Source organism: Pseudomonas sp. MWU12-2037, assembly GCF_023242345.1.
GTDB lineage: Bacteria > Pseudomonadota > Gammaproteobacteria > Pseudomonadales > Pseudomonadaceae > Aquipseudomonas > Aquipseudomonas gingeri_D.
On sequence record NZ_JALLIZ010000001.1, the window covers coordinates 450,373 to 467,994 of the forward strand.

The 17,622-nt window shown below is 62.8% G+C and carries 13 protein-coding genes; 5 read left to right on the top strand and 8 right to left on the bottom strand.

What is annotated here, in order from left to right; translation table 11 throughout:
- Positions 1-28: 28 nt before the first annotated feature.
- From tssH to tssB, 7 genes are all read right to left on the bottom strand, one after another.
- Complete coding sequence (tssH, locus tag M5B42_RS02030) at positions 29-2,584, bottom strand: type VI secretion system ATPase TssH (protein ID WP_248745012.1); 2,556 nt, start codon at positions 2,582-2,584, stop codon at positions 29-31.
- A 2-nt stretch (positions 2,585-2,586) separates the two neighbouring features.
- Positions 2,587-3,606 carry a type VI secretion system baseplate subunit TssG gene (tssG, locus tag M5B42_RS02035; protein ID WP_103498579.1) on the bottom strand — a complete coding sequence of 340 codons (1,020 nt, stop codon included), beginning with the start codon at positions 3,604-3,606 and terminating at the stop codon, positions 2,587-2,589.
- Positions 3,570-5,363, bottom strand: coding sequence for a type VI secretion system baseplate subunit TssF (gene tssF, locus M5B42_RS02040; RefSeq protein WP_248744885.1), 1,794 nt, complete (start codon positions 5,361-5,363; stop codon positions 3,570-3,572). Before tssF ends, tssG begins: the two co-directional genes overlap by 37 nt.
- Positions 5,347-5,796, bottom strand: coding sequence for a type VI secretion system baseplate subunit TssE (tssE, locus tag M5B42_RS02045; protein WP_103498577.1), 450 nt, complete (start codon positions 5,794-5,796; stop codon positions 5,347-5,349). The genes tssF and tssE overlap by 17 nt, the downstream gene beginning before the upstream one ends.
- Before the next feature lie 15 nt (positions 5,797-5,811).
- Positions 5,812-6,309 carry an Hcp family type VI secretion system effector gene (locus M5B42_RS02050; protein WP_103498576.1) on the bottom strand — a complete coding sequence of 166 codons (498 nt, stop codon included), beginning with the start codon at positions 6,307-6,309 and terminating at the stop codon, positions 5,812-5,814.
- Positions 6,310-6,385: 76 nt separating this feature from the next.
- The gene (tssC, locus tag M5B42_RS02055; protein ID WP_103498575.1) at positions 6,386-7,873 is read right to left on the bottom strand and encodes a type VI secretion system contractile sheath large subunit; all 1,488 of its coding nucleotides are present in this window, start codon (positions 7,871-7,873) and stop codon (positions 6,386-6,388) included.
- Positions 7,874-7,901: 28 nt separating this feature from the next.
- Positions 7,902-8,453 carry a type VI secretion system contractile sheath small subunit gene (gene tssB / locus M5B42_RS02060; protein WP_248744886.1) on the bottom strand — a complete coding sequence of 184 codons (552 nt, stop codon included), beginning with the start codon at positions 8,451-8,453 and terminating at the stop codon, positions 7,902-7,904.
- Between the two features lie 251 nt (positions 8,454-8,704).
- Here tssB and M5B42_RS02065 point away from each other — a divergent pair, with 251 nt between their 5' ends.
- From M5B42_RS02065 to tssA, 5 genes are read left to right on the top strand one after another with little or no spacing between them, the layout of a single operon-like run.
- Positions 8,705-9,130: a type VI secretion protein gene (locus M5B42_RS02065; protein ID WP_103498586.1), complete on the top strand. Its 426-nt coding sequence runs from the start codon at positions 8,705-8,707 to the stop codon at positions 9,128-9,130.
- Between the two features lie 43 nt (positions 9,131-9,173).
- Complete coding sequence (gene tssK / locus M5B42_RS02070; protein WP_248744887.1) at positions 9,174-10,505, top strand: type VI secretion system baseplate subunit TssK; 1,332 nt, start codon at positions 9,174-9,176, stop codon at positions 10,503-10,505.
- Between the two features lie 18 nt (positions 10,506-10,523).
- Positions 10,524-11,285 (top strand): DotU/TssL family secretion system protein, encoded by a 762-nt coding sequence (locus M5B42_RS02075; RefSeq protein ID WP_248744888.1) that lies wholly within the window; start codon positions 10,524-10,526, stop codon positions 11,283-11,285.
- Positions 11,282-15,091: a type VI secretion protein IcmF/TssM N-terminal domain-containing protein gene (locus M5B42_RS02080; RefSeq protein ID WP_248744889.1), complete on the top strand. Its 3,810-nt coding sequence runs from the start codon at positions 11,282-11,284 to the stop codon at positions 15,089-15,091. The genes M5B42_RS02075 and M5B42_RS02080 overlap by 4 nt, the downstream gene beginning before the upstream one ends.
- On the top strand, positions 15,088-16,185 hold the full coding sequence (gene tssA, locus M5B42_RS02085; RefSeq protein ID WP_248744890.1) for a type VI secretion system protein TssA: 1,098 nt from the start codon (positions 15,088-15,090) through the stop codon (positions 16,183-16,185). The genes M5B42_RS02080 and tssA overlap by 4 nt, the downstream gene beginning before the upstream one ends.
- A gap of 34 nt (positions 16,186-16,219) precedes the next feature.
- On the opposite strand, the gene M5B42_RS02090 is transcribed toward tssA, so the two are convergent.
- Positions 16,220-17,542: an Nramp family divalent metal transporter gene (locus tag M5B42_RS02090; protein ID WP_248744891.1), complete on the bottom strand. Its 1,323-nt coding sequence runs from the start codon at positions 17,540-17,542 to the stop codon at positions 16,220-16,222.
- Positions 17,543-17,622 lie beyond the last annotated feature (80 nt).

Consider the following 17,622-nt stretch of genomic DNA (forward strand, 5'->3'; position numbering starts at 1 on the left):
GAGCTGATCGGCTGGTAGAGGGGCGATTTTATCCGAGTGCCCATTCAGCAAGCTTTCCAGTCACCTGCGTCATCAATACATTTTCGATGTCCCTGGCACCTGCTACGCTGCATTTGGCGAGCACCGCTTTAACGATTCCGGCATCGAACTCGAATGGTTTCCCGGTTGCCGCCTTGTACCGCTCACGCAACTTTTCTAACTTCGCCAGAACAATCCCTTCCAATGTCACCTCATCCAGTGCTCGATAAGGCACCACCGTCATCCGCGCCAGAAACGCCGGTCTGAAGGCTTGTAGCAACACCTTGCGCAGATGCTCGTTAAAAACATCGGTGCTCAATTGCGAGACGGGTGTGTCAAGAATCAACTCCGCGCCGACATTGCTGGTCGCCAGCATCACGGTGTTCTTGAAGTCCACCACCAAACCGGTGCCGTCCTCCATCACGCCCTTGTCGAACACGTTGTAGAACGCCTCCAGCACATCCGGGTGGGCCTTTTCGATTTCATCCAGCAACACCACCGAATACGGCTTGCGCCGTACCGCTTCGGTCAGCACGCCGCCACTGCCATAGCCGACGTAGCCAGGCGGGGCGCCTTTGAGTTGGCTGACGGTATGGGCTTCCTGGTATTCCGAGAGGTTGATGCTGATCAGGTTGCGTTCGCCGCCATACAGGGCATCGGCCAGGGCATAGGCGGTTTCGGTTTTGCCGACGCCCGTGGGGCCGAGCAGCAGGAACACGCCGACCGGTTTTTGCGGGTCGGTCAACCCGGCGCGATAGGCTTGCAAGCGTTGGGCGATGGTCCCCAGCGCCGTGGTCTGGCCCATCACCCGCAGGCCCATGCGCTGGCCGAGGGTACGCACGGCATGGGCTTCGTCGGCGAGCATCTTGCCCACTGGAATCCCGGTCCAGCCGGCGATCACTGCAGCCACGGTTTTTGAATCGACCTGTTCCGGTACCAGTGGATCATCCTGGCGAATGGCATCGAGCCCGGCCTCCAGTCGAACCAACTCGGCGGCCAGGGTGTCGATGCGGCCATCGGTGTCTTCATCGGACTTGCCGCTCTCCACACGGTCGCTCAACATCAGCAGCTCACGGCGTTTTTCCAACAGTTCACGCACCGCCTCGCGCTCTTCGCCCCATCGGGTTTCCAGTTCGCGTATGGCTTGCAGATTGCCGATGGATTCACTCTCCAGCGCGGTGATGCGCTCACGATGATCCAGCCCGGTGGCCTGTTCACGGCGCAGGCGGTCGACTTCTTCCTTCAGGCTCTGCTGACGATGACGCAGGCTTTCCAGCGGCGGCGGTACATCGTGCTGGCCGAGGGCGACCCGGGCGCAGGCGGTGTCGAGAATGCTAATGGCCTTGTCCGGCAACTGTCGCCCGGAGATATAACGGTGGGACAGCTTCACCGCATCATGAATCGCCGCATCCAGCACCTGCACGCCATGGTGCTGTTCCAGCTTGGCGGCCACGCCCCGGAGCATTTCCACGGCGGTGGTTTCGTCCGGCTCTTCCACCTGCACCAGCTGGAAACGCCGGGCCAGGGCCGGGTCTTTCTCGAAGTATTTCTTGTATTCCATCCAGGTGGTGGCAGCCAGGGTGCGCAATTCGCCCCGGGCCAGCGCCGGCTTGAGCAGGTTGGCCGCGTCGCTGCCGCCTTCCGCGCCGCCCGCGCCGATCAGGGTATGGGCCTCGTCGATGAACAGGATGATCGGTTTGTCGGCACTGCGCACCGCGTCGATCACGCCCTTGAGACGCTGCTCGAATTCGCCCTTGACCCCGGCCCCGGCCTGCAACAAACCCAGGTCCAGTACCCGCAGGCTGACTTCCTGCAACGATGGAGGTACATCCCCGGCGGCAATCCGCAGGGCTAGTCCTTCGACCACCGCCGTCTTGCCGACACCCGGCGCGCCCACCAGAATCGGGTTGTTCTGCCGACGACGCAGCAGAATATCGATGCACTGGCGGATCTCCCCATCACGGCCAACGATGGGATCGATGCGCCCGGCATGGGCATCGGCGGTCAGGTCCTGGGTGTATTGGTCCAGAACCGAGTCCTGCGCTGTGTTTCGGGCAGCGGGTTTTTCCAGCGTCGTCGCCGATCGTTTCGGCCCGGTATGTTCACGGGAGTTTTCCGTCCACTCCAGCAGATGGCTGCGCAATGCATCCCGAGGAATCTTCAGCAGCGACGAAGCACTATTGAGTAGCAGGCTGCGTCGCTCATCGCGGTCAAGCAGCGCCAGCAGCAGTAAACCGGAACGAATGCTCTCGAGCCCGAGCACGCTGGCCTGGACCACCGCATCCTCCAGCAAGCCGATGGTCTGTGCCGACAGTGATGGCGTGCGGGTGCTGCCGGACTTGAACAGTTCCAGCGCCTTGTTGATCTCCGCCGACAAGGCATCTTGCTCCAGCCCGAAACGCGGTAGCAACCAGGCAAAATCACCGCCTTCGATTTCCAGCAGCTCGAGCAACAGGTGCTCGATTTCCACATAGTGATGACCCCGTTGCAGGCAGCGCTGGGCGGCCTTTTCCAGGGCACGACGGTTGTCGGCGTTGAGGCGTCCGATCAGGCTGCCCAGTTCCATGTTCAAGCGATCTCCAGTTGGCGCAAACGGGTTTCGATCCGTTGTACATGGTCAGTGGGCTGCTGCTGCAGGCCGCCGTTCCAACTCAGTTGTGGCGGTGCGGCGCTGTCGAGGATCATCGGCGAGGCACCTCGTATCAGCAGGGCCAGCGTGCAATCCAGGTCGGGGCCGAAGTACAGGGCGGCGAGTGCGGCCAGGGCCGCATGGGCGCCGCCGTCCGGGAGAAAGCGCACGACCTGGCTGCCAGGCAGGGGACCGAGGGTCAGGCGAATGCCGGCATGTTCATCCCAGACCCGCGTTCCCGCCACGGCATCGCGGCCAAGCGTCAGATTGGGGCCACCGGCAAGCATGCAACTGCGACTGGCCTGGGGGATATCCCGCCAGGCGCCGATATAAGCCTCGACCGTCACCGGTATATTGAAATGCTGGCGTACCACTGCCGCAAACCCTGCCAATGAACGACGCCCGCCGGCAAACAGTGCAGTGCGCGCCAATACCGCGGCATCCGGCAGGGCCCCACGATCATGCAGGGCCTTGGGCAGTAATCCGCTCAGTGCGCGCAACTGGTTGTGTACCGGCGTCGCGGTGGGCGACGAAAAACCCACGGCGATCCGGTGTTTGCGCATCACCCGATACAGCAGGCTGATCAGCCGGTGCTGGAACAGGTTGAGGAATTCGGCGGGGGCGTGGTCCTTCTGCCGTGCTCGCTGTTGCAGCCATTCCTGATCGGCATAAGGCAGCGGCCCATCGGGGCCGCCGAGGCCGAACACCGGCGTGGTCAGTACCGGTTGCTGGCCTTCGGTTTCCCTCAGGCTTTGCACTTCACTGCTGGGGAACAGCGGCGTCAGCGGTCCGCGCAGACGCACTGCCTCGGCTTGAGGCGCGGTGCCGGTGCCCAGCGGTACGGCCTGTGGATGTTCACATTCCAGCAGCAATAACGCCTGTAACAATTCGAAAGCCTGCGGGTCATCCCGCAGTTGCCGACTCAGAGGGACAGTGGCTGGCCGGGTTGGGGTTGCCATGTCTTGACCTCCTTGTCGGACTGGACCAGCACCGTTCGCACAAAGCGATTGGCGGTGGCATAGAGTGAAAAGAACTGTGCCAGCACTGCGGAAAACAGCACCGCGCTATTACCGACAAAGCGTTGCGGATCGAGTTGCACGCGTACTTCCAATCCATTGCGCCAGCCGCGCCAGGCATCCTCGCCGACATGGGCGACCACTCGCTCGCAGGTCAGCCCCAGCAAACCTTCGACCTGCCGGCGGGCATTCGCCTCGTCGCGCAGGTTGTGCAGTTCGAGGATTTCCTTGAGGGCGTCCAGCGCCTGGGGGCCTTCCACCAGCGACAGGTGATTGAGGGTCAGTTGCGACACCAGCTTCCAACGTGACTCACCGCCCAGATGCGGCAGGCTCTGCGGAGTTGGCGGGTTGCGCAGGCGCGCCCAGGCTACCGGTCCCGGGCGCTCGAAGCCCAGTGCCGTGCCGGCTCCAAGGCTTTGTGCCAGATGTCGGTTGGTGCACAGCAGTTCGGCGGTGACGCTGTAGTCCGGCGCCTCCTCGCGAGGCTTGAACTGGGTGTCCACCAGACTCAGCATCAGGTCGCTGCCCAGCCGATTGGGGGTCAGGCCGCTGATGCGCCGGGCATGCCAGTACAGGCGGCTTTCACCCAGCGCGTGCTGGCTGCCGTAGTAGGCCGGGACCTTCAGCACGCCATGCGGGGTCATGGCGCGCAGGCCTCGGATGCTGTGGATTTCGACACTGTTTTCCCGATGACTGTCGGCGATCAAACGGTGTTCGCTGTGGGTGCCGTCTGGGCGCAGGGGCTCGGAGGTGCGCGGGAACAGGTTGAGCACTGGACTGCAGCCCAGCACGATATCGCTGGCTTGCAGATGCAGGCGACTGCCGGGCGTATGATCGAATACCAGGTACAGGTAGAGTATTTCGCTATCGTCCCGTCCCCCGCCGAAGGGCACGTCGAAGAAGCTGAATTTGTCCGGAAAGGCAAAGTATTCGGCCAGCAGGCGCAGGCCCGGATGGACGCCATCCTCTTCCGGCAGCAAGGCTTCGTTGTTGGCGAAACCGACGATCTGTGGCAAGCCGACGAGGGGGCGTGGTGGGGTGCCGGGTGGGCCAGCCAGTATCTGGGTGGTGTGGGCACCGAGCAGGTCATACAGCCGGGCGTTGACCACGGGCGAGGCGGCCAGGTGCAGGCGCAGCCGCTGTGCCTGCAACTCCGACCAGAGGGTTTTCCCCTGGCAGCGAAAGCTCAGGCGCAGGGCCGAGCGCGCCTGATTCACCCCGGTCAGGGCTTGGGTCTCATCGCTGTCGAGCAGCAGTGCCTCGGTGATTTCCAGCGGCCACAGATTGACCTCGGCGGTACTGCGAAAATGGATGCTTTCACCCTTCTGGGTGGTGACAAACAGCGGTGTGTCCCGGGGCAGGCGATAACCGGCCGCCAGGTTGCCCTTGCTCGGGTCCGGCTGGAACTGGACGATGGCGCAGGAGGGCAGGGGCCGCACCGCCAGGGGATAGAGTTGCTCGAGCAGGGCGTCGCTGAATTCCGCGTAGTCATCGTCCAGCCGTCGTTGCAGGCGCGCGGCCAGCAGGGCGAAGCCTTCCAGCAGGCGCTCGACATGCGGGTCGGGGCATTCGCCGGGCGACAGTTCCAGGCGTCGGGCCACCTTGGGGTACTGCTGCGCGAAGATACCGCCGGCATGCCGCAGCCAGGTCAGTTCCCGCTGGTAGTAGTCAAGCAGTTCGGCGTCAATCGAGTCGCTCATGGCTGACCTCCAGGCCCTGGCGGGTTTTCTCGATGACAAAGGCCACCGGCCAATGTTGATGACCACTGCGCAGGGCGCCATGCAGGACAATATTCAACTGCTGGGGTTGACCTTCCACCGGCTGCACATCGACTGCATCCAGTGCCAGGCGGGGTTCGAAGTGCTCCACGGCCAGGCGGATTTCCCGGGCCAGCCTGCGGCGGTCATCGCTGCGCTGGCCCTGCAGCGCGGTCCAGTCGGCGATACCGTAGTCGAGAATGCTGGGCGGCGAGGTCATGGCCTCGCGCGCCCGGCGGGTGTTGAACAGCCGCAGCAATTCGCTACGCACCGAGTCGACCAGGGCTTGACGGTCGTACGCCTCCACGAACGATGCCTGGTCTTCGTGGGAAGCCAGGCGCTCGAACAGGGGCGGAAGAATGCCGGTCGCTGACATGACCGCCCGGCTCCCTTACTTGACCAGCTTGTTGGCAGCCATGTCCCAGGTCGAGGCGGCGGTGCCTTCCTTGGTGCCGTCGTCTTTCTGGGCGGTGAGTTCCCATTTGATCTTGGTGAAGTTCAGCGAGATGGTTTCCACCGGTTTGCCGCCGGCGCCGCCACTGACACTGACGTTGGACAGCACCACGTTGGTCAGGGTGTAGATGATGAAGGGCAGCAACTGCCCGCTGCCCTCTGAGGCGTTACGGCCGATGGTGATCTTGGCTTCCGGGATAGGTTTGCCGGCGCAGCAGTATTCATTGAGCGACGGGGTCGAGGTGTCGACGAACTTGGTCAGGGTGAACTCGCCGATATGCGGCTTGCCCGAAGTCCGTTCCGAGTTGCTGACGTCGTTGGTCACTTGCATTGCCACATTGTGGCTGTAGGACATGATCTCGATCTTGTCCTTGTAACCCTCGAGCAGGCTGTCGCCTTTGATGTCGCCGCCGAGGTCGAGAATGATTGCATCCATCGCCTGAAACTCCAGAAAGTGTTCACACTAGAAGGAAGGGAAAACCCCGCCGGCCAACGGGCCGGCGGGCACAGGCTCAGGCTGCAACCGGCGGTGGCAGGCTGGCGACCAGGCGGATCGAGGCGGTCAGTTCTTCCAGCTGGAAGTGCGGCCGCAGGAACACCGTGGCGCGGTATGCGCCGGGCTTTCCGGCGATTTCCGTCACGTCGACCCGGGCTTCGCGCAACGGGTATTGCGCCTTGATTTCCTGGGGCGCGTTGTCGTTGATCAGCACGTAGTCGGCGATCCAGTTGTTGAGGTAGGTCTGCACGTTGTCGCGGGTCATGAAGCTGCCGACCTTGTCGCGCATGATCACTTTCAGGTAGTGAGCGAAGCGCGACGCCGCCAGCACGTAGGGCAGCATCGCCGAGATCCGCGCGTTGGCATTGGCCTCATTGGTGTTGTACAGCCTGGACTTGTTGGTGGTCTGGCCGCCGAAGAACACCGCCACGTCGCTGTTCTTCTTGTGGCACAGGGCGATAAACCCGAGGTCGTTGAGCTCTTTTTCGCGACGGTCGGTGATCGCCACTTCGGTCGGGCACTTGAGCGACAGGTCGCCGGAACTGGTGCGGAAGGTATGAGCCGGCAGCCCTTCCACCGCGCCACCGCCTTCAGCGCCACGGATGGCCGCGCACCAACCGTACTTGGCGAACGCTTGGGTGATGCGCTGGGACAAGGCCCAGGCGGCATTGCCCCAGAGGTACTTGCTGTGGTCGGAGCCGTTTACATCTTCGACGTAGTTGATACCTTCCACTGGCTTGGTGTCCGGGCCGTAGGGCAGGCGCAGCAGGGTGTGCGGCAGCACCAGGGAGACATAACGCGAGTCTTCGCTTTCGCGGAAGGAGCGCCACTTGATCAGTTCCTGGCTCTCGAAGATTTTCGATAGATCACGGGGCACGGCCAGTTCGGTGAAGCTGGTCATGTCGAACAGTTTCGGGCTGGCGGCGGCGATGAACGGCGCGTGGGCCGCGGCGGCGACATTCGAGAGTTTCTCCAGCAGACCGATGTCCTGCGGATGGCGACCGAAGGTGTAGTCCCCCACCAGCAGGCTGTAGGGGTGCCCGCCCAGGGTGCCGTATTCGTCTTCATAGATCTTCTTGAACAGTGCGCTCTGATCAAAATCGACGGCTTTTTCCAGGTCGTTCTGCAGTTCCTTCTGGCTGACATTGAGCAACCGCAGCTTCAACCGTGAACTGGTCTCGGTGTTCTGCACCAGCATGTGCAGGCCGCGCCAGGAGGCTTCGAGGGCCTGCATGTCCGGGTGGTGATAGATTTCGTTGAGCTGGGCGCTGATCAGCTTGTCGATCTGGCTGATGCGATCGTTGATCATCGCCACGGTGTCTTTGTCGATCGCCATGTCCTTGTCGAGGACTTGGGTGGCGAACTCCGCGAGCATGTCACGGGCATATTCCTGCTGGCTGTCGTCGTGGGCCATGCGCCCATCGGCAATGATCTTGTCCAGCAGGGACAGGGTCTGGGTATTGCTCTCGCTGCTTGAACCTTCGGTACTGGCGGAACTGGGCATGACAAATCCTCCGAGAATGGATAGGCGATCAGGCTTGCGGTTCTTCGGCAGGGGCGGCGGTGTCCTTGTCTGCGGCTGGGGCATCCTGCACGCGGGCGGACGACTTGATCTCCTGCAAGCCTTCGGTGTTGGCGATCACGTCACGCAGCAGTCTGTCCAAGTCGTCGTTGCCGTCGAGTTTGGTCAGCAGGTCGCGCAGGCGCTGGCGAGCCTCGAACAGGCGGCGCAGCGGGACGACCTGCCCCACCACCTTGACCGGGTCGAAGTCATCGATATGGTTGAACTTGAGCTTGATATTGAGCTTGCTGTCGTCGGTGGCGAAGGTGTTCCTGACCTGTAGCACCGAGCGCGGGGCGATGGACGCGAGGACTTCGTTGAAGTTGTCGCGATCGATCTCGACGAAGCGGCGGTCGCTCAGTTTCGCCGGAGGTTTTTCTGGCTTGCCGGACAAATCGGCGAGGATGCCGACCACCAGGGGCAGTTCCTTTTTCTCGATGGCACCGCCCGTCTCTACGTCATAGGTAATCTGGACGCGCGGCGGACGAATCCGGTCGAGCTTGTGCTGGGTACTTTCGGCCATGTTGGCTGACTCCGATGCGTTGAGCGGGCGCAATGCATCGGTTACCCGTGATCGCTCCCTTGCTGAACCGTGAAGCCAGACAGGGGGGTGGAGAATGCGATCCTGTCAATCCTTCGACGGTCCCTCCAATTCGTCGTGCTGACGAACTACCCAAGACGCTAGAACAGGTCTATAAAAAAGCAAGGCAAACTGCCATATGAGCTGCACGAAAAAAGGAAAATTCAATTTTGTGTAAGAAGATCCTTATCTGCATGGTGTTGTTGTTTCTGTCCGGGTGCTCATTTTTCGGACCCTCGGTCGGTGTGGCGAGCCTTACGCTGGACGTGGCGCCCCTGGCTAACGACAACACACCGATTGCTGTGGATTTCGTCGCGGTGAAGGATCCCGACCTCCTCAAGCAATTGGCCGGAGTGAGCGCCAAGCAGTGGTTCGGCGAGCGTGAGCAGTTCCAGCGCGACTATCGTCAGCAACTGAGCGTGTGGGGACTGGAACTGGTCCCCGGGCAGTTTGTTGCCAAGCAGGACTTTCCGTTGAGGGGCCAGAGTGCGGTTGGACTTTTGGTGTTCGCCAGCTATAACACTCCCGGTGCGCACCGGCTCAGGCTAGATGATCAGCATGATGCCTGGCTGAAGTTCGACAGTCGGGAGATGAGTCTGTTGAACCCAGCCGAGCGCTGATCAGCGCCGCTCAGGAACATTATCGGATGTCGAAGGGAGTCGTATGAGCCTGTTACCTGATGCGGTTTGCTGGTACGAGGGGATGCAATTGCAGCCCCAGCACTTCCAGTTGCAAGGGCTGCGTGCCGAGGTTCTGGCCGCGCATTTCGCCCAGGCGGCCAATCCCTGGTTCTGGGGCGTCGAGAAACTGGAGATCGATCCTTCCGCGCTGTGCGCCGGGCAGGTACGCATCCTGGTTCTGGACGCCACCTTGCCCGACGGCTTGCCCGTAAGTCTCAACGCCGCCGATGGTGCGCAGCTTGAATTGGAAGTGGGCGATGCCATCGCCCAGTCGATACATTCAATGGTCACGGTGTACCTGGCGGTCAGCCCGCTGTGGCGCGCAGGGCACTTGCGCGATTTCAAGGGGCGCCTGCAGTCGCTGACCAGCGAGGCGTTGCCGGACCTCACCAGTGGCCAGAACCCGCAGTCGATCACGGTCTGGCGGCCGAATCCGCACCTGTGCACGGACTCGAACAAGGCCGACTCGATCTGCCTGCCGCTGCTGCGCATCCGCAAGGAGGGCGGTGGGTTTGTCCAGGTGCCGTATGTGCCGCCGACCCCCAGGTTGCTACCGGAGTCGCCGTTGGGGCGGCGGGTTGCAGCGTTGTGCGCGCGGACCCGGGAAAAGTGCCTGTTTCTCGCCGGCCGCCTGCGTCAGGCACAGCAGGCGGGCAACCAGGAGGATGCGCTGGAAATTCGTCGACAGCTCGGTGCCCTCTGGGCCCGTCTGCCGGAGGTCGAAGGCCTGCTGAACACGCGTGTCGCCACGTCCCAGGCTCTGCACGGGCTATTGCTCGGGATGGCCGGCAGTTGGTCGGCGCTCGACCCGTTGGCCGGGGTGCCAGTCTTCATGCCGTTGGACTATCTGGATCTGCAACGCGGTTATGAAGAAGTACTGAACTGGCTCGAATTGGGCTTGGAACTGATCCGCGTTGGCTATCGCTGCCTGCCGTTCGAGCAGACCGGCGAACTGTTTTCCCTGCAATTACCCGGGCGCGAGCCCGAGCAGCGCCTGGTGATCGGCCTGCGGATGCCCGCCGGAGCCGGCGAAAGCGCGGCGATCGAATGGCTGGAGCGCACCATCATCGCCTCCGACAGCAATCTGACCGTGCTAGCCCGGCAACGCATGCCCGGGCTGCGGCACCAGGTCATGAGCCGCCAGGAGCAAGTGGCCTACAGCGTCGGCAGCGACACCCGGCTGTTTGTCGTCGAGGCCCGGGGTGAGTGGTTCGATCCCGAGCAACCGCTGCACATCATCGCGCCGGCCTCGAAGCTGGCGCTCAACCCGTGGCAGATCGTCCTGTTCGTCAAGCAGGTCAGCGAAGCACTTTAGTCAAGGAAGGGGAAGGCAATGCCAGAGGGAAGCGTCGGCACGGGGTTACCGCAGTCACCGTTGAGCAACGCCTTTCGCCAGGCCTGGTTGGAGTGGTTGGTGGCCTGGGACGGCTTGAACAAGGACGACGAAGACGTGGCGCGGCAGGTCGGCACGGCGGTGGAGTTCTCCACGAAGATCAGCCGCAAGCTCTGGCGCAGCGCCTTCGCCAGTGTCGGCGACTCGGCGGAACATCAGGTCAAGGCCACGGTGTATGCCTTTGTCGCGCTGGTGGATGAAACCCTGTTGTACGCTGACTGGCCGGGGCAGCGTACCTGGCAGAGCGATCCCCTGGAGTCGCTGTTGTATGCCTCGCGCCATGCCGGCGAGCACCTACCCCAGGCGATCGAAAAACTGCTGGTCGACGAGGTCCCCACCAGTCGCGATCTGGCCAATGTCTATCTGCAATGCTTGATTCTCGGTTTTCACGGGCGCCTGCGCGGCGAGTCCGGGCTGGCACAGCATGAAAAATGGCGTCACGCGCTGTTCGCTTTCGCCTGGCAGCGCGAGCCGGACTATGTCGATGTCAGCGATTGCCTCGAACGACCGAGCAATGCGCCCGTGCGGCGACTGCCGATTCGTCAGTCCCTGCCGGACGGCCTGCGCCTGGGGCTGGTGATTCTCGGTGTAACACTGGTGATGCTCGGTGTCAGTCACTACTTCTGGTACGACATCAATCTGCAGGTGCAATCGGTGTTGAACCAGGCCAGCCCCGACGCTCTTGCGGAGCGGAATCCATGACTCCTCTTGCGATTGTCGCGTGGGTGGTCGGCGTGTTGCTGGTGCTGGTGTTGCTGGTCTTGGCTATCTGGTGGTTGCGGACCCAGAGCGGGGCGGCGATTCGCAGCTTCTACGGTGCCGTGCGCAATATGGAGCAGGAGCAAGGGGTGCAGGACCGTTACCAGTCACCCTGGCTGTTGATGCTGGGCAATGATGCCCAGGGTTCGCAACTCTGCTCCTGCTGGCACCTGCTACCCACGGATAAACCGGCCTGGTTCGGGCGCTGGTGGTCCGACCCCGATGGGGCGGTGCTGGTGGTGCCGGAGTCGTTGTTCATGCCGGATGAGGGACTGAAGCTCAAGCGTGGAAGTTGGTGGCGGTTACTCGGGCTGATTCTGCGCCTGCGTGCCCGACGTCCGCTGGACGGAGTGATCTGGACGGTCTCGGCCAGCCGCCTTTGGGATGACGAACAGGCAGCAGCCCTGGGAATCGCCGCGCGCCGGCGCTTTATCGACCTGCTGCTGCGCCTGGGCCTGAGCCTGCCGGTGTATGTGGTGGTCACCGATATGGAGCAGGTTCCCGGCTTTCAGGAACTGATCGCCGCGCTGCCTAAAGAGTCCCATGAACGAATCCTGGGTTGGACCTCGCCGTTTGCTCCGGAAACCCTCTGGCAATCGGAGTGGAGCGATCAGGCGCTGGAGCAGGTTACCCGGGCGCTGGCGGAGGCAATCACCGAGGTCGGAGCGCTGTCCGGGCAACTGAGCGAAGACCTGTATCGCCTGCCGGAGCGTTTCGGGGCTCTGCGTCGTAACCTGCAGGTCCTGCTTGATCCGGTGTTCCAGGGCAATGCGCAGAACGAGGCAGCGCGTTTTCGCGGGGTGTATTTCACCGCCAGCGAGGCACCGACTTCGACTCCGGTTTTTTCGGCCAGCGATATTCCATTGCTGCAAAGCACCTTCGCCCGGCAGCTCTGGCAGCGACGAATTGTCGCCGAGCAAGGGCTGGCCCAGGTGGTCCCACGGCTGTTGCGGTTGCGTCAGCGCTGGCAGCGGGTAGTGGGTGTGACGGCGGCGGTGGTCGGGCTGATCTGGGCGGTGGCGATGGTCTGGGTCTGGCAGGACTCGCTCAAGGACGCCCGCGAGCTGTCGAGGCTCTTGCAAGAGGCGCAGAAGAGCTATGTCACGGTCAACGACGAAACCCACCGGCTGGGGCCGACCCGGCGCAATGTGCAGGCGTTCTGGCAACTCATGGAGCAGTCGCCGCGTTGGCACTTCGCCTCGCTGGTGTTGCCGACCTCGTGGTTTTCTTCCCTCGATCATCAACGTGACCAGGTGCTGCGCAACGTTGCCATGAGCCAGATGATGCTGCCGCTGCGCGATCTGTTGCAGGCGAATCTGACCCGACTCAAAGCGATCCAGAGTACCGACCGCCGTCCCAACCTGGAAAGCGAGGACCCGGCGCAATGGCAGACTTATATCAAGTCTAAAGAGCTGGTGGAGCAGGCCACGGCACTGGAGCAGCAATACCAGTTGTTGAACAAGGCGATCAACAACCACAAGACACCGCTGGACGAGCTGGCCTCCCTGAGCAACCTGGCCCTGGGCCTGAACCTCAATGCCGCGATGTTGCACAAGGCGGCCTTCTATAACCAGCACCTGGCGAAGATGGACATCTCGAACCTGATCCGCCTGGACCTGCCGGCAGAGCGACTGACCATTGGTGCGAACTTCAAGGAATTGATGGGGCGCTGGCTGGATCAGTACTTCCTGGCCGAGAACTTCGTGCGCCAGGCCGGCTACCTGAAACTGCACCTGGAGCAACTGGAATCCGGTGCGCTGAACTCACCCGCGGACTTGGAAGACCTCAAGGCGATGATCGACGACTTGCAGACGGTGGTCAGCCAGACCAACTCGGCCTGGAGTCGCGGCAAGGGCCAGGACCTGGTCCCCGGCTACAGCGCGTTGATGGACAAGGTGCGCCAGAGTGCCTTGCTCGGTACGCCGTTGGAGCAGAGCCTGGAAGACCAGGTGACCCAGTTGCAGCAGAGCTTTCGCGACCAATGGATCGCCAAGGCCGGCTCCCGGGGCAATCTGCTGACCCAGCAAGGCAACGGACAACTGCTGTTGCAAGAGTCGGTGTCGCAACTGAACAACGCGATCTCGGCGCTGTTTCGCCGTGACTTCGTGGCAATGGCCATGCGTGCCGATGACAGCGCCGGCGGGACCTATCAAAGCCTCGACAGCGATGGTCTGAACAATGCGCTCGCCTACTTCGCCAGCTACAAGAGTTACGCCGGCGAAGAGATGCCACACATCCCGCCGGCCTATCGCGGGCCGATGCTGCGTGTAGCGGAAAGTGCGGCGGCCAAGGCCATGTGGCTGAGCCTGGAAAGCAACCGCAGTCGGTTGCAGGGGACGGCGGCGTTCAATATCAAGACCGATCAGGCGCTGGCGTTACAAAGCGCGTTTATCGAACTCAAGCGGGCGGACCTGGCGAGCAACCTGCAAAACTCCCTCAACCGGCGGGCGCTGGCCGAGGTGGATAGCGGGCTGGAACAGATCAATGCCCAGGCGGTGTTCCATGAACGGGTCGATATCGACAGTTGGGACGGCGCGAAGAATCTCGGCCTGCAGTTGTTCAGGGCCAGTGATGTGCAGGGTCTGAAGCTGGATCTCAAGCAGCAGTTCAGCAGCATGCAGGCGATTGCCGAGGCGAGGGCTCCGGCGCTGGATTGGCTCAGGGCCCAGCAGCAGAACCTGGCGGCGGGCGACTTTGAACGGTTCACGCGTTTGAGCGACTTGTACGACGAACTGCTCAAGTACAAAGAGCAGAATCCGGCCAGTTCACCGGCACTGATGGAGCAGTTGGTCAGTCGTGACTTTATCGACATGGATGCCGGCTCCTGTGGGCAGATTCTGTCGTCGGTCAACCTGCCGGCCGGCCAGGGTGAACTGGCGTTGCGGGTACAGGCCTTGCAACAGGGGGCCATGCGCCGCTGCCAGGCGTTACAGCAGGAGCAGGCGGTCAAGGCCTGGAACGAGTTGGCGGGCTACTTCAACCAGTACCTGGCCGAGCGTTTTCCGTTTTCCCTGGGATTACAGGCCGTGGATGCGGAGCCCGCGCGGGTCCAGCACTTGCTGGAGTTGATCGACACGCGTTTGCCGCTGGCCCAGGCCGGCTTGGTGTTGAGCCAGTCACCCGATCGGCTGGCGGCGGCTGATTTCCTCGATCGCCTGAAACAGGCCAGGGCCTGGCTCGGGCCACTGTTCCAGCGCGACCCGAGCGGGATGATCGGCTTTGACCTGGACGTGCGCTGGCGCACCGACCGTGATGAAGAACGCGGCGCCAATCAGGTGATTGCCTGGGGCCTGAATGCCGGCAGCCAGCAGATAAACTACCCGGGCGATGCCCAGCAGCGTTTGCGCTGGATGGTCGGGCAGCCGATCCGGTTGACCCTGCGCTGGGCCCGCAACGGACCCGAGCGGCCGGTCAGCGATCCGTCGCAGCCGAGTCTGGCGGTGGCCGACCTGGAAGCCGGCTGGGAATACGGCGGGCCCTGGGCTTTGCTGCGGATGATGCGTTCACACCTGTCGGTGGTACGCCAGCCGAGCATGGATTACACCGACTTCCCATTGACCTTGCACCTGCCGGTACGTGGCGCGACCAACGGCGATGCCCTGACCACGATGTTCCTGCGCCTGTCGTTGATGACCCAGGGCGGCAAGTTACCGTTGTCGTTGGCACCGCTGCCGGTGCGGGCTCCGTTGTCACCTTTTTCAAGTTTCGGCACGGCGAGCACGGCTGCCGGTAATCAGGGGGCATTATGAGCCAGTCGATCGCCGGGCTGCCGTTGTCGGTGGAGCCCCTGCTCGAGGCGATTTCCGAGGACTCGCCGTGCGGGCAGAACCTGCGCTATGAAGCCGACTATGATCGGCTGCGTGAGTTGCGGCGCGAGGATGACACCAGTTTGCCCAACGGGGTCTGGGAAAAGGAGATCAAGCGGGCGGAGTGGGAGAGCGTCGAACAGTTGGCCAGCGAAATCCTGCAGGGCCGCAGCAAGGACCTGATGGTCGCGGCCTGGCTCGGTGAGGCCTGGCTGCATCGTCATGGGCTGGAGGGGCTGCAGGCGGCCTTGGCGTTGCTGCTGGGGTTGTGCGAGCGCTATCCCGAGCAGGTCCATCCGCAGGCGGAGGAGGGCGACCAGTCCTGGCGGGTGACGCCGGTGGACTGGGTGGTACGGCGTTACGCCGAGGTGTTGCATACGCGGGTGCCATTGTTCGCCCCGGGCGGCAGCCACGGGTTTTCCGGGTTGAGCCTGTATGGCTGGCAGCAGTTGCAGGCGCGGCAGGTGCTGGCCGGGGACAACAAGAGCGCCAGGAGCATTGTCGAGACCGCGCGGCTCGAGCAGCAAAAGGTCAATGAGTTGATCCGCGCAACGCCGTTGTCCTGGTGGCTGCACAGCCAGAATCTGGTGCAGGCGTCGTTGCACCAGTTGCAGGGACTGGAGCGGTGGACCGATCGCTATCTGAGGGAACTGGCCCCGACATGCGGGCCCTTGCGTGACGTCATGCAGGCATTGAGCACACTGAACCGGGAGTTTATTGCCATGCACCCTCAACAGCCGGAACCGCCTGTGACTACCATCGAGGAGGAGACGGCTTCAGCGCCGCAAGGCGCCGCGTCACCGGAGCCGGCGGAGCAACCGCTGCTCTCGGCGACGCCGCGTAGTCGGGAGGAGGCTTATCGGCAATTGTTGTTGATCGCCGATTACCTGGCGAGAACCGAGCCCCACAGCCCGGTGCCCTATGTGGTCAAGAAGGCGGTGGAGTGGGGCAACAAACCGTTGAACGAACTGTTGTCGGAACTGATTTCTTCCGACGCGGAGGCGCGACGGGTCTGGGCGTTGCTGGGGGTGCTTTGAGCGGGTGAGGAGGGCAGGCGGGACCTGCCCACGATCACTCGATAAACAACTGCGCGATCAACCAGGTATTTGCCGCGCTGATCACCACGAACAGGCCCCAGGCCAGAGCCTTGGTGTACCAGCGATTGACGAAGGGTCCCATCAGGCGTTCATCGCCGGTCATGCGGATCAACGGGTACAGCGCAAAGGGCAACTGCAGGCTCAGCACCACCTGGCTCAGCACCAGCAATTTGCCCACCGCGTCTTCGCCCATCAGCCAGACCCCGACGAAGGCCGGGATCAGTGCCAGGCCACGGGTGATCAAGCGGCGCTGCCAGCAGGGAATCTTCAGGTTCAGGTAGCCTTCCATGATCACCTGGCCAGCGATGGTGCCGGTAAAGGTCGAACTCTGCCCGGACGCCAGCAGCGCGATGCCGAATAAAGTGCTGGCGAACGCGCCGCCCACCAGCGGGTCGAGCAGGTGGTAGGCGTCCTGGATCTCCACCACGGCGGTATGCCCGTTCTGGTGGAAGGCCGCCGCGGCCAGGATCAGGATCGCCGCGTTTACCAGCAAGGCCAGGGCCAGGGAACCCAGGGTGTCGATACGCGCCAGTTGCACAGCGTCCTGGCGGCTGGCCAGGTCCGTGCCGATCAACCGGGTCTGCACCACCGAGGTGTGCAGGTAGAGGTTATGGGGCATCACCGTGGCCCCGAGAATGCCGATGGCCAGGTACAGCGGTGCGGCGTCGCTGATGGCCGAGAGGGACGGCTTGAAACCCTGGAACACGTCCGGCCAGTAGGGTTTGATCAGCACCAGTTCGATAAAAAAACACACGCCGATGGTCGCCACCAGCACCAGCATGATCGCTTCCAGGCGCCGGAAGCCGCGGTTCTGCAGGGCCAGGATCAGCACCGTATCGAAGGCCGTCAGGGCAATGCCGAAGGTCAGCGAGCAGCCCAGCAGCAGATGAAAGGCCAGGGCGCAGCCGAGGACTTCGGCCAGGTCCGTGGCGATGATCGAGATTTCCGCCAGCAGCCATTGGAGTTTGGCGGAGCGCGGGCTGTAGCGCTCGCGGCAGAGCTGCGCCAGGTCGCGGCCGGTGGCAATCCCCAGGCGCGAGCAAAGACACTGCACCGCCATGCCGGCGAGGCTCGCCAGCAGCACCACGAACAGCAGGTTGTAGCCATAACGCGAGCCGGCCTCGATGGCCGTGGCCCAGTTGCCCGGGTCCATATAGCCGATGGAAATCAGCAGGCCGGGTCCGGCAAAGCGCAGGACGCGCTTGAAGAACGGCGCCCCGCGATCGACGGCAATCGAGCCATTCACTTCAGAAGGACAGAAGGGGGCGGTGGCAACTTTCGGCAGGCTGAATTTCACACGGCGTTCCAGGACAACGGGCGGGAAATGCCAGCTTAGACGTTTGGCGCCCACAGCCCAAGCTATCGGGGCGATTGAAT